This is a genomic window from Streptomyces sp. NPDC058008 (assembly GCF_042886395.1).
In the GTDB taxonomy this organism is placed as follows: domain Bacteria; phylum Actinomycetota; class Actinomycetes; order Streptomycetales; family Streptomycetaceae; genus Streptomyces.
In genome coordinates this window covers 40468-52799 of record NZ_JBHVQX010000019.1, presented here as the reverse complement: position 1 = coordinate 52799, position 12332 = coordinate 40468, and the positions used below count along the sequence as shown (strand labels likewise).

9 protein-coding genes are annotated in these 12332 nt (G+C 70.6%); 1 reads left to right on the top strand and 8 read right to left on the bottom strand.

The window, feature by feature from the left end; translation table 11 throughout:
- Positions 1-6 precede the first annotated feature (6 nt).
- From ACFVS9_RS20510 to eccD, 8 genes are all read right to left on the bottom strand, one after another.
- Positions 7-342 carry a hypothetical protein gene (locus ACFVS9_RS20510; RefSeq protein ID WP_389934183.1) on the bottom strand — a complete coding sequence of 112 codons (336 nt, stop codon included), beginning with the start codon at positions 340-342 and terminating at the stop codon, positions 7-9.
- A gap of 5 nt (positions 343-347) precedes the next feature.
- Positions 348-875, bottom strand: a complete 528-nt coding sequence (locus tag ACFVS9_RS20505) for a YbaB/EbfC family nucleoid-associated protein (RefSeq protein ID WP_389934180.1) — start codon at positions 873-875, stop codon at positions 348-350.
- Positions 872-3517 carry an AAWKG family protein gene (locus ACFVS9_RS20500; RefSeq protein WP_383116939.1) on the bottom strand — a complete coding sequence of 882 codons (2646 nt, stop codon included), beginning with the start codon at positions 3515-3517 and terminating at the stop codon, positions 872-874. The genes ACFVS9_RS20505 and ACFVS9_RS20500 overlap by 4 nt, the downstream gene beginning before the upstream one ends.
- Before the next feature lie 92 nt (positions 3518-3609).
- The gene (locus ACFVS9_RS20495; RefSeq protein WP_383116940.1) at positions 3610-4080 is read right to left on the bottom strand and encodes a type VII secretion system-associated protein; all 471 of its coding nucleotides are present in this window, start codon (positions 4078-4080) and stop codon (positions 3610-3612) included.
- A 106-nt stretch (positions 4081-4186) separates the two neighbouring features.
- Entirely contained in the window at positions 4187-4504 is a 318-nt protein-coding gene (locus ACFVS9_RS20490) for a WXG100 family type VII secretion target (RefSeq protein ID WP_383116941.1), read from the bottom strand.
- Between the two features lie 58 nt (positions 4505-4562).
- Positions 4563-4910: a hypothetical protein gene (locus tag ACFVS9_RS20485; RefSeq protein WP_383116942.1), complete on the bottom strand. Its 348-nt coding sequence runs from the start codon at positions 4908-4910 to the stop codon at positions 4563-4565.
- A gap of 174 nt (positions 4911-5084) precedes the next feature.
- On the bottom strand, positions 5085-6548 hold the full coding sequence (eccB, locus tag ACFVS9_RS20480) for a type VII secretion protein EccB (protein WP_383116943.1): 1464 nt from the start codon (positions 6546-6548) through the stop codon (positions 5085-5087).
- A 44-nt stretch (positions 6549-6592) separates the two neighbouring features.
- Positions 6593-7993: a type VII secretion integral membrane protein EccD gene (gene eccD, locus ACFVS9_RS20475; RefSeq protein WP_383116944.1), complete on the bottom strand. Its 1401-nt coding sequence runs from the start codon at positions 7991-7993 to the stop codon at positions 6593-6595.
- A 259-nt stretch (positions 7994-8252) separates the two neighbouring features.
- On the opposite strand from eccD, the gene eccCa reads away from it, so the two are divergent.
- A complete protein-coding gene (gene eccCa, locus ACFVS9_RS20470) occupies positions 8253-12200 on the top strand; it encodes a type VII secretion protein EccCa (protein ID WP_389934174.1) in 3948 nt (1315 codons plus the stop codon).
- Positions 12201-12332: the final 132 nt, after the last annotated feature.

The window sequence follows — 12332 nt, the reverse complement described above, 5'->3', positions numbered from 1 at the left end:
GGGAGCTCAGTGCCTGCCGCTCTTGGAGGTCTGCTCGCCGATGGCCTCGAAGGCGGCGTTCTGGGCACCCTGGATGACGTGGCCGTTCACGCTGAGCACGCGGGCCATGCCGGCGATCGCCTCCATCAGCGCCGTGCCCGTCTCCTCGGAGCCCTCGCGCTCCTTCGCGTCGCGCGGACCCAGCTCCCTCGCCATCGAGTCGTCGCGGCCCACCCAGCCGGCGCTCCGGGCCGCGTCGTCGTGGAAGTCACGCACGCTGTTGTTCACGATGTCCAGGATCTCGGCCTGGATACGCGCCGCCCTCTGGATGTCCCCAGGGCTCGCCGCGAAGACGTCTCCCATGGCTCCTACTCCTCCCCGTCCTCGTGGATCTCGTCCCGCAGGGACCCCCGGCCCTTCCGGGCGGGCGGGCCCGCCGGGTCCTCCAGCACGGCGGGCCCGAAGACGTCGGCCCAGTCGACGTCGAAGGCCTCCATGCGGGGCATGCCGGCACGCGGTTCGGTGAACGGCCGCATCGTCCGCATCACATGACGCGACATCGCGTCACGCGCCTGCGTCGTCGCCTCCAGTACGGACGCGGCGAGCTCGGTCGAGCTCATCGTGCGGTACTTGTTGTCGAGGAACCGCAGCTCGATCAGCTGCCCCTGGGAGCCCACCGTGGCCTCCACGACCCGGTCACGGGAGCGCACCACGTGGGTCGCCTCGCGCAGCTGCTCCTTGGCCCTGGCCAGGCCGGTGGTCACCACGTCCAGTTCGGCCAGGGTCTCCTCCAGACGCCGGCTGAGGGACTCCGTGAAGGGGTTCGCCGCGACGGCCGCGTCGGGCGACTCCGCCGCCCGGGCGCGTGAGCCGCCGTTGTTCTCCGTCCCGTTCATCCGATCACCGCCGGTGTCCCGCCCTCTTCGGTGCCCCACACGTCCTCGTCCTCCTCGACCCAGTTGGTGCGCTGACGTTCCCCGCTCTCGGTGGCCTGACCGCCCTGCGCACCGCCCATCGGTGCGCCTCCCATGGGGGAACTGGTGGTCTGGGTGCCGTTCTGACGGAAGGGCATGGCCTCTCCGTCGATACCGGGCGCCACGGAACCGGTTCGTCGCAGTGCGGAGGGGCCGCTCGCGTCGTTGAGCACCGTACGCACACGTTCCCCGTTCGCCCCGCCCGCGCCCGCGCCACCCGCCCCGGCACCGCCCTGCCCGAATCCGGGGTTGAGAGGTGTGCCCCCTGCAGGTGATGTGGAGGTGTTCGCCGCGGTGGGGCCGTAACCACCTATGTTTCCGCCCAGCGTACCTCCTGAGAAAGGTGTGCTGTCGTAGTCCAGGTAGTCCGTGTCCGTATCGGCATACCCGGTGCCTCCGCCGAGCGCCCCGTTGTTCAGCGGTGAGGTGCCGCCGTACGACGTGCCGGACCCGCCGCCCGTCAGGCCGGGCAGGTCGATCGGCTTGTTCAGCTGGGCCGTTGTCGCGGTGCCGTCCGGCTTCGTGGTGTGCAGCGTGCCGTCGGACGGGTCGAACACCGTCGTGGTGCCGTTCTCGAACTCCGTCGTGAGGGTGCCGTCCGGATTGAGCTGGGTGTGACTTCCGTCGGGGTTGGTGATGACGTCGTCGGGGTTCAGCTGGGTCGTGGTGGTGTGGCCGTCCGGGGCGGTCGACACCAGGTGTCCGGTGTCGGGGTCGAACACCGTGGTGGTGCCGTCCGGATACGTCTGCACCAGGTTTCCGTCGGCGTCGAGGTGCGGTCCGCCGTCGATGAGCGATCCGGAGTCCGGGTTGAGGGGGGTCGTGACGCCGGACGTGCCGGTGCCCGTGTTCAGGTTCGGGACGAGGCCGGAGAGGTTGTTGAGCGGAAGGGTGGTGCCGGTGTCCGCCGTACCGGTCCCCGGTCCCGTGGCGCCGAAGTCGCCGAACGTGTCGCCCAGGCCGGTGTTCAGCGGGGAGGTGCCCCCGTCACCGGTGAGGTCCAGGGGCGAGGTGGTTCCGCCGCCGCTGAGGTTCAGCCCTCCCGGGTTGAGGCTCTGCGTGAAGCTGTCTCCCAGGCCGCTGAGGCCGTTGTTCAGGCCCTCTCCGACGCTGTCGCCGAGTCCGCTCAGACTGCTGTTGAGCTGCTTCTGGTTGTTGTTGGAGTCGGCGAGGTTGTTGTTCAGGCCGTCGAACAGGCCCTTGTTGTTCTTGTTGGAGTCGGCGAGGTTGCTGTTGAGGCTCTGCCAGGCCTCCTGGCTCTTCTTGCTCGCCTCGTCCGCGGCCTCCTTCTCGCTCGCCGCCTCCTTCTTCCCGTAGTTCTGGGAAAGGCTCTCCTGGTGCTTGGTGGTGACCTCCTGGCCCAGGTCCTGCGAGACGGTGTTCCAGCCCGCCCCGATCCTGGACAGGGACTGCTTGGCCGCCTCGACGAGATAGCCGTCCACGTTGGTGTTCCAGCGTGCGACGGCGCGCTCGCCGATCGTCTTCCAGACGTTGATGTCGTCGAGCGCGCCGAATCCCGGGTTGTCGGTGAAACCGGGGGCGGTGTCGAAGTTCCTCTGATGGTTCTGGAGCCAGAGGTCCTCCTCGTCACCCGTACCCGGTGGCAGGTGTCTGTCGTTGCTCACCAGGACGTACGGAACGTTGTTCTGCATGATCCACCGGCTCAGCTCGTCCAGTTCCTCGAGCAGCGCCCGGTACGGATCGTGCTCTCCCGAGTTGGCCCAGTTCAGCCACGCGGACTCCATGACCTTCGCCTCGAAGTGGAGGTCCCACTGCGCCTGGAAGAGCATGTCGGAGTAGTTCGACGTGGGCTCGTGCTTGCCGAGCATGACGTGGCCGGACCGGTACTCGGCCCCGCCCATCTGGTCGACGTAGTTCTCGTAGTTCTTGCTCAGCGTCTGGATGAGGCTGCGCACCACGTCGGCGGACTCGCCCTTCCACGCCGCCTTCTCGCCCCCCAGCTGCTCGTTCCAGTCGGTCAGCACCTTCATCTGGTCCTTGAAGAACCTGGCGGCCCGGTCGAAGGACTCGGCCATCCGGTCGAAGGAGAGGAGATCGACGGCGTCGGCGTCGGCGACGCTCACACCGCCGTAGGAGAAGTGCGTGGTCCGGTAGTTCTGCGTCAGTGCGTTGAGGACGGATTTGGGGGCGGACACGTATTTCCAGAGATCACCGTCGTCCAGATCCTCGCCGTCCTGCCCCTTGGCGGTGCCCCCGTCCCGTGTCGCTCCCCCTTCCATCAGATGGGTGTTGCCGTCGGAGTCCATGACGGGTCTGATGAAGTTGATGTCCGCCGTGAAGAGGCTGACGTCCTTCTTGCCGTGGTGGGTGTAGAAGGCGAGCCGGTAGTCCTCCCCGTGCGAGGCGTGCCATCCGGAGGAGGCGGCGTAGTCGTCCTTGTCGACGGACCGGGCGACGTGCTCCTTGAGGCGCACCCGCATGAGCGGGATTCCGTCCTTGCTCTTCAGCTTGTCGAAGAGGGCGTTGCGGCTGGGCATCGGGTAACCGGTGTAGAGGCTGACAGCCTGGGCCCAGTAGTCATCGGCATCGGCCTGGGAGGGCATGGGCGAACTCCGTTGTGGGGGGGGGGTGGGGAGGATGCGGACGGGGAGGGGGACGACGGGGCCGGCCGGACGGTGCGCCCAGGCCGCTTCCCTCAGAGGCCGGTCGCCGACTTGCTGCCCGAGGGGCCCAGGTCGTTGTCGACGTCCTCGAAGATGTCGAGCATCTTCTGGGCGTTGATCTCGGTCATGTTGTCGCTCTGGGTGGCTCCCATGACCTTCAGCGTCTGCCTGAAGTCCCGTTCGATGTCGCGGAAGAGCCGCTGCTGCGCTTCCAGGATCCCGTCGATGGACTTGGCCGACCTGGTGGTGGCCTCGATGAGGCCCTTGCCGTGCGTCAGGTCGTTCGCGACCATCGGGCCGAGTGCCAGGAACTGGTTCTGCTGGAGGGTCTCGGGAGTGGTCGAGCCGTCGATCAGGCTCTTGAGGGCCCTGCCCGCCGGGCGGCCGTCCGACGTGTCGGGCTTGTCGTTGCGGATGTTCTGCGTCTGCGTCACGAAGTCCTTGAGATCCGTCTCGATGAACGTCTGCAACGACTTCCCGTCGAGATGCGTCAGGTTTCCCATGAGACCTCCGGTGGTGGTGGGGCGAGCGGGCTGGGGGAACGGCGCGGGCGGGCCGGGCGGGGCCGGTCCGCCCGGGAGGCCGCCCGGCCCCGTGGGGCGTGCGGTGTCAGCCGATGACCTTGACGTCGGACCACATCTGGTTGAGCGACCGCTCGGTGTACTGGTAGTTGCCGGACACCTCGGTGAGGAGGTGGGCGTTCTTGACCAGCAGGTCGTTCATCGCGCCGACGGCGCCGTTCCACTCCTCCTGCTTGCTCGTGTACATGTTCTTGTCCTCACCGTTCCAGGAGTTCTTCAGCGCCTGGAGTTCCGCGTCGAGGTCGACGAGGGTCTGGTGGATGGCCTTGGTCTGGTGGATCATGTCGTCGGCCGCGTTCTGCATGTGGTCGTAGGAGACGTAGATCTCGCCGTCGGTGAAACTCATGATGACCTCGTGGCTTCTCGGTGGATGGCGTGGGCGGGGAGCGGGGTCCGGCCGGGGCTCAGTGCTTGCCCGTCAGCTGGTTGAAGAGGTCGTTCGACTGCTTGTAGGCGTTGTTGATGGCCTCGTTCGACGAACCCTGGTTCTCGTTCATCGCGGTCAGGGTCGTGTTGAGGCTGTTGATCACTTCGCGCAGGCCGCGGAGGATCTTCTCGGCCTGGCCCTCCCAGTCGGCGATGAGCTGCTGGAACAGGCCGCCGTCGGATCCCTTGTACCCCGCGCTCAGGTTGTTGCGCATGGCCTCCACGTCCTGGCGGGACCTCAGGACCCCGGTGAAGGCGGACTCCAGGGCCTGGATGCCGTTACGTGTGGCCTGTTCATCCCCGGTACGGATGTTGTTCTCCGGCATGCTCAGCCTCTCCATTGGTACGTTCGACGGGTGTTCGCCAGGTTCCGGCGCTGGACGCATGTGTGACGGCTGCGAGGGCGGACGGCAACCCCGGGCTCGACACATACGTTACCGGCAGCATGTGTCACACATGGCCCATTCACATGTGGCCCGTGCAACTTCTCCCCCTCCCGGCTACCCGGCCTTCCCGCAGTGTGCGGGTGTGGTGACGGACCGTGCCGCGCCGGTGGCCGCGTCCGGGTCCAGATCCGGTCCTGCGGGCAGCATCGAGAGCAGCGGCGACGGCAGCGACGTGACCTGGCCCTCGGTGTACCCCAGGGCGGTGAGCGCCTTCGCCGTCGGTACCCGGTACCTGGTACCGGTGTCGTCCACCAGATAGGTCGTGGTCCCCACGGCCGTGCCGCCGGCTCCGAGGGCCCGGACGAGTGCCGCGTGGCCCGGCCGCACCACGACGGCGTCCACCTTCAGACAGGCCGGCTCGGTGTCCGCGGGCGGCTGGGCGGCCGGGGCGAGCGCGCCCGCCGGGGCGAGGAGCGTGGTGACCTTCGTGCCCTTCCCGTCCGGTTCGACGCCGACGCACGCGGACCGGTCCGCCGTGGTGCCGACCGACTTCGGCGGTGTGGGGGGCAGGCCCTCGGAGGCCGGTGAGCGGCCCTCGGCGCCGGGTGCCAGGTGCTGCTTCAGCGCGTCGGCCCCCACTGCCACGGCTCGCGGCCTCTCTCCCCCGTACGCCTTCTCCCGTGTCCTGGGGTCGCCCAGGACGAGGGCGGCCTGAGTGGTGGTCAGCGGTACCAGTCCCTCCTGGCGGAGCACGTAGTACGGGTGCTCGTCGGACCCGGGCACCTCGGCCTGGAACACCTGGCCCGTCGTGCCCGGGGTGCCGTCCAGCGACGGCCCGGGGGCGCCGCGGCCCGGCACCTCGGGCGCCACCAGGTCGGGGCCCGCCACGAGGGCGTCGAGGAAGGCCGCGGAGACCGGCCAGGGGGTCACCGAGCCGTAGCCGAGCGACACGGCGGCCCCGGATTCCTTGTCCAGCCGCAGGCGGCTGCCCTGCCAGACGACGTACGTCGCGCGGTCGGGGCCCTTGACCACGAAGGCCTCCCCCGAGCGCAGCCCGGTGCCGTCCACGGGAGCCCCGGCGACCAGGGTGGTGTGCGCGCCCGGAGTTCCGGCCCCGGTGGTGGAGCAGACCAGCCACGTGCCCCGGTCGAGGTTCGCGGCCGGAGGTACCGCCTCGGGGGCGCCCGGGATCCCGATGGGCAGTCCCACGGGTGTGCCCTGGAGGGAGGCGGTGGAGACGGTGGAGGTGGTGAGGCCGCTGCCGGCGATCAGCCGGGCCGAGGCGTAGTTGCGCAGCGGCCTGATCCTGCCGTCGGCGTAGAGGTAGCGTGCGCCGGTCTCCTTGTTGACGACGAGGGTTCCGGCGGTCTTCCAGGAGGTCTTGCCGCCGGGCGAGATCAGCCCGAACACCACGGCCCCGGCGGATATCAGCACCGCGATGAGCACACCTATGAACACGCCCCGGGTGGTCCGGCCCAGTTGGGTGTCCGGGGCGTCGGGCTCCGCGAGGAGCATGCCGGCGGTCAGCCGTGTCATGGTGAAGCTGTGTGCCTGGACCTGGTCGCGTTTGGACTGCATGGTGCCCTACCTCGCGGCTTTCTTCGGAATCGGCATGGTCGCGGTCAGCCGGAGATGGCGCGCAGGTCGCCGAAGACCCCGATGGCCCAGAGCATGAGCGGCAGCAGGCTGATGGCCAGCGCGGACTGCAGCAGTTCGGCGGCGCGGCCCCAGTAGGGAAGCATCCTGCGCCCGGGGACGGTCCAGGTGACGACGGCGAGTACGGCGGTCAGCCCGAGCAGGACGGCGACGAACACGGGACGGTCGCCGGCGGCGAGGCGGGCACCGGCACCCGTGAGGACCAGCGCGGCGCCCAGGGAGCCGGGGACGGCCAGGGCGAGCCGCTGCCACACGTTGACCATGCCGCGGCCGTGCAGCAGCAGGATCAGGGAGAGGACGACGGCGATCAGCGCCTCGGGAAGGCTGGGGCGCCGCACCAGGGGGATCAGGCAGCCCGCGCAGACGAGGCCGATCGCACCGTACAGCGCGATCATCCAGCCGCCGGCCAGCTCCGTCCGGGTGGCCACCTGCCGGGTGTCGTACGGGTCGATGCCCTCCTGGAGCTGCTGGGGATTGGTCGGCAGGGGTGGCATCCGCATGCCGGCCAGCTTGAAGGAGATGGCCGGGACGAACCCTCCGACGACCACCAGGCACACGGCGATCACGCAGGCCGCCTTGTCCACGGGCACGTCGAAGACGCTCATCATCGCCCCGGAGACGGCCGCCGCCACGCAGACCGCGGCCGCGGCGAGGAAGAGCGGGGCGTAGACGGCGACGGCGGCCAGGGCGAGCACCGCAGCGCCGGCTCCGGCGGCTCCGGCGGCCAGCAGCCGTGCGCCCAGGACGTGGTAGGCCTGGGGTCCGGTGATCTCGCCGTCGGGCAGCAGCGAGCCGGCGAGCGCGAGGGCCGGGGTCGCCAGGAGGCCGAGGACGGCGCCCGTCGCCGCGTCGCCGACCGCCCGGCTGGCCGTGGCGGCTCCGGCGAGCAGGAGCAGTCCGGCGACACCCGCGGTGGCCGCCCTGGGGGCGGCCGGTCCGCCGGGCCAGGCGAGCGCGCCGAGCCCGATGACGAGCACACAGACGATCAGGGCGCGCAGCAGTTGGCGGGTCCGCTCCGGGGTCCAGGCGTGCAGCCGTTCCCGGGTGATGTCCGCGATGCCCTCGACCAGGTCGTCGAGGCGTACCTCGGGCATCGTCTCGGCGCGCGGGCGCAGATGGAGGACCTCGCCGTCACGGAGGCCGAGCACCTCCAGGGTGACCTCGTCGTCGAGGGCGGGGCCGCCGAGGCGCTGGAGCACCCAGCCGCCGTGGTCGAGCCCCTCCTCCTCCATGCCGTCCACGCCGTATCTGAGCAACGTGGGTAGTAGGTCGGCCACCGGTACGTCCACCGGGACGGCCAGGTCGATGGTCCTGGAGGGTGCCCGGACGGTGAGGCGGCACAGGCTGGCCACCGAGGTGTCGCTCATGGTCGGCACATTCGCTTTCGCGGAAGGTGATCAGGGAGTCAGGTGTGAGGAGCCGTACCCGGCCGACACATAGGTGTCTGAACCGGAGTGGGACACACCCGTCTATGGTGTGCAGGGTACCCCTGCTGCCGGGCCGGCTTCACAGCCCCCGCATTCCGCCAACGGGCCCGGTGACACACCTCACCGGCTGCCGCCCGAAGGAGCCGATTCGTTGAGTTCCGTGCTTTTTCGCCGTCCCGCACGTCGTCGCGGTCCGGACATGCCCCAGGGGGAGTTGAGTCTCCAGGAGCCTCCGGTCCTCGCCGAGACGGTCCCGGACAACACCGCGGTGTGGACCTACATGCCGATGGCGATGATGTCCGTCTCCATGATGCTGATCTTCCTGCGTCCGGGCGGGTCGAACGGCGTGTTCGTCTATCTGTCGCTGGGGCTGATGGTGCTCGCCTCGGGCGCCATGATCATCGGTCAGTTCATGCGCCGCACCAGTGAGCGCAAGCAGCGGCTCCGGGGGGAGCGGCGTGACTATCTGAGGTATCTCGGGCAGGTCCGCAAGCAGACCCGGCGGGCGGTGACGGAACAGCAGTGGGCCCTGGCCTGGCGTCACCCGGAGCCCGGGGCCCTGCGTTCCATGGTGCGCACCACCCGGCTGTGGGAACGCCGGGTGAAGGACGAGGACTTCGGCGAGGTGCGGATCGCCGTCGGCGACCAGCAGCTGGCCATGAAGCTGACACCGCTGTCCACGAAGCCGGTGGAGGACCTCGATCCGCTGTCGGCACACGCGCTGCGGCGCTTCATACGTGCCTACAGCACGGTGCCGGACCAGCCGGTGGCCGTGTATCTGCGGTCGTGGGCGAGGGTGCTGATACGCGGCGACGAGTCCGCGCGGCGGAGCCTGGTACGCGCCATGGTGACGCAGCTGGCCGTGTTCCACGCCCCGGAGGAGGTGTGGATCGTCGTGTGTGCCTCCGACGAGCACCGGGCCGACTGGGAGTGGGTGAAGTGGCTGCCGCACGGGCACCACCCCCAGGAGGTGGACGGCGCGGGCCCGGCACGGATGGTGGCCTCCGCGTTCGGTGATCTGGAGGACCTGCTGGGAGCCGAGTTCGGTGAGCGTCCCGCCTTCGACCCCGAGGTGCCGCCCGGGCGGGAGGAGCCGTACACGGTCGTCGTCCTGGACGGGGTGACCGTGCCCGCCGGACACCGCATGGACGGCCAGGGCTTCCGCAACGCGGTGGTCGTCGACCTCGCGGACACCTTGCAGTGGCGCCCGGGGCGCGCCACCCTGCGCCTCGACGTCGGGCCCGACCGCGTCAGCCTGGTGCGCACCGACCGCTCCCGCAAGGAGCGGACGACGTTCCTCGGCCGGCCGGACGCGATGGGGCCGGCCGGGGCCGAGGCGGTGGCCAGGATGGTCGCGCCGTACCGGATGCGTCTGGCGGCCTCGGCGGCCGAACCGCTGGCCGCGGACACCGAACTGACGTCACTGCTCGGCATACCCGACCTGTACCGGCACGAGCCCGCGTCGCTGTGGCAGCGTGCCGACGGCGCGTCCCGGCTGCGGGTGCCCATCGCGGTGGGCAGCGACGGTCTCCCCGTCGAGCTGGACATCAAGGAGTCGGCGCAGGGCGGCATGGGTCCGCACGGCATGCTCATCGGCGCCACCGGGTCCGGCAAGAGCGAGCTGCTGCGCACCCTGGTCCTCGGGCTCGCCCTCACGAACTCCTCCGAGACCCTCAACTTCGTCCTGGTCGACTTCAAGGGCGGGGCGACCTTCCTGGGCCTGGACGAGCTCCCCCACACCTCGGCGGTGATCACCAACCTCTCGGACGAGGTCGCGCTCGTCGCACGTATGCAGGACGCGCTGCACGGCGAGCTGATCCGCCGCCAGGAGCTGCTCCGGTCGGCGGGCAACTACTCCTCGGCCCTGGACTACGAGAAGGCCCGGGCCTCGGGCACCCCGCTGGCTCCGCTGCCGAGCCTCTTCGTCGTGGTCGACGAGTTCAGCGAACTGCTGTCCGCGCACCGGGAGTTCATGGAGCTGTTCGTCATGATCGGGCGGCTGGGGCGGTCGCTGGGTGTCCATCTGCTGCTGGCGTCGCAGCGCCTGGACGAGGGGCGGATGCACCAGTTGGAGAGCCATCTGTCGTACCGCATCGGTCTGCGGACCTTCTCCGCGATGGAGAGCCGCGGCGTGCTCGGCGTACCGGACGCCTACCAGCTGCCCTCGCAGCCGGGCAGCGGGTATCTCAAGAGCGGCGTCGAGGCCCTGACCCGCTTCCGCGCGGCCTATGTGTCGGGCGGGTACCGCAAGCGGGGCGGGGCGGTCGTGCAGGCCCGTGCGGCCAGCCAGGTGGTGCCGTGGACCTCGGGATACGTGGTGCCGCGCTCGGCGGCCGGGCCCGCCGTCGCCGAACCCGCGGCCGAGGAGGAGAGGGACTCGGGTGACAGCCTGCTGTCGGTGGCACTCGACCGGCTGCGGGACGCGGGGCCGGGGGCGCACGAGGTGTGGCTGCCCCCGCTGGGCCTGCCGTCCTCGCTGGACGAGCTGCTGCCACGGCCCGTGCTCGATCCGGAGCTCGGGTTCACGGCGGCCCGTCGGCCGGGGTCCGGGCTGCTGAAGGCGCCGGTGGGCCTGGTGGACAAGCCCTTCGAGCAGCGCCGTGAGCCCCTCGTGGTGGACCTGTCGGGCGCGGAGGGCCACGTCGGTATCGCCGGCGGTTCGCAGAGCGGGAAGTCCACGCTGCTGCGTACCCTCATCGCCTCCCTGGCGCTCACCCACACCCCCCGTGAAGTGCAGTTCTACTGCCTGGACTTCGGCGGCGGCACCCTGTCGGGGCTGGCCGGGCTGCCGCACATGGGCGGGGTCGCCTCCCGGCTGGACGGCGAACGCATCAGCCGTACGGTCGCCGAGGTGACGGCGGTGCTCAACCACCGGGAGCAGCTCTTCCTGGACCACAACGTCGACTCGATGGCGACCTACCGGCGGCGGCGCGCGGCCGGTGAGTTCGCAGAGGAGGCCCACGGCGACGTCTTCCTCGTGGTGGACGGGTGGGCGACCCTGCGGCAGGACTTCGACAGCCATGTCGCGACGTTCGGCCAGTTCGCCGCACGCGGTCTGAACTACGGCATCCACCTGGTCATCACCGCCGCCCGCTGGATGGAGATGACGACGCAGGTGCGCGACCAGATCGCGACCCGTCTGGAGCTGAAGCTCGGCGACCACATGGACTCGGCGATCGACGTGCGGCGGGCGGCGCTCGTGCCCCGCATCGCGGGACGCGGTCTGACCGTCGAGGGCAAGCTGCACTTCCTGTCGGCGCTGCCGCGGGTGGACGGCAGCGGCAGCGCCGACGACCTCACCGAGGGGGTCGCCGACCTGGTCGCTCGGGTCTCGGACGGCTGGAACGGGCCCGCCGCGCCGGCGGTGCGGATGCTGCCGCACCGGTTGCCGGCCTCCTCGCTGCCCGCCGCCGGGGGCGACGAGGGCCTGCGGATCCCCCTGGGCCTCGGCGAGGAGACGCTCTCCCCCGTGTGGCACGACTTCAGCCGCACCCCGCACCTGATGGCCGTCGGCGACACCGAGAGCGGCAAGACCAACCTGCTGAAGCTGGTGACGTCCGCGATCACCTCCCGGTACACGCCCCAGGAGGCGCGGATCCTGGTGGTCGACTACCGGCGGGAACTGGTCGAGGCCATCCCCGAGGAGTACCGCCTGGGCCACGCCGTGTCCCTGTCCGCGCTCGGGGAGCTGATGGAGGCGTCCCAGCGGGCGCTGAAGACACGGCTGCCGGGACCGGACATCAGCCCCGCCCGCATGCGGAAGGCGGACTGGTGGGCGGGGCCGCGGCTGTTCGTCCTGGTCGACGACTACGACATGCTGGGCGGCAGCAACGCCTTCGACCATCCCTTCGCGCCGCTCTTCGAGTTCCTGGCGCTGGGGCACGAGGTCGGCCTGCACGTCGTGACCGCACGCTCCGCCACGGGTGCCGGCCGTGGCCTCAACGACCAGCTGATGCGACGGCTGGGCGAGGTCAACACCCCCGGCCTGCTGATGTCCTGCCCGCCGGGCGAGGGGTACGTGTTCGGCAACGTCAAGCCGCGCAACCTGCCGGCGGGCAGGGCCCGGTACATCGCCCGTAACAAGGCGACGCTGCTACAGACGGCGCTGGTGGAGCGGGACCCGCAGGCGGACCGGGCGGAGAGCTAGCGGACGCACGGGGGGGCGGGCCGGGTGCCGACCACCCCCCCCGCCCCCCCGCGGCGGTTCCCCCCCGGCCCAGAGGCGGGCGGTGTTGGAGGCCCGCCCCGGTACCCCCCCCCCCCCCGGGCCGGCCCCCCC

Bases quoted from the DNA above. Each gene is read 5' to 3' on its own strand.
- ACFVS9_RS20510 (WP_389934183.1), bottom strand. From the start codon at position 342: ATGGGAGACGTCTTCGCGGCGAGCCCTGGGGACATCCAGAGGGCGGCG.
- ACFVS9_RS20505 (WP_389934180.1), bottom strand. From the start codon at position 875: ATGAACGGGACGGAGAACAACGGCGGCTCACGCGCCCGGGCGGCGGAG.
- ACFVS9_RS20500 (WP_383116939.1), bottom strand. From the start codon at position 3,517: ATGCCCTCCCAGGCCGATGCCGATGACTACTGGGCCCAGGCTGTCAGC.
- ACFVS9_RS20495 (WP_383116940.1), bottom strand. From the start codon at position 4,080: ATGGGAAACCTGACGCATCTCGACGGGAAGTCGTTGCAGACGTTCATC.
- ACFVS9_RS20490 (WP_383116941.1), bottom strand. From the start codon at position 4,504: ATGAGTTTCACCGACGGCGAGATCTACGTCTCCTACGACCACATGCAG.
- ACFVS9_RS20485 (WP_383116942.1), bottom strand. From the start codon at position 4,910: ATGCCGGAGAACAACATCCGTACCGGGGATGAACAGGCCACACGTAAC.
- eccB (WP_383116943.1), bottom strand. From the start codon at position 6,548: ATGCAGTCCAAACGCGACCAGGTCCAGGCACACAGCTTCACCATGACA.
- eccD (WP_383116944.1), bottom strand. From the start codon at position 7,993: ATGAGCGACACCTCGGTGGCCAGCCTGTGCCGCCTCACCGTCCGGGCA.
- eccCa (WP_389934174.1), top strand. From the start codon at position 8,253: ATGCCCCAGGGGGAGTTGAGTCTCCAGGAGCCTCCGGTCCTCGCCGAG.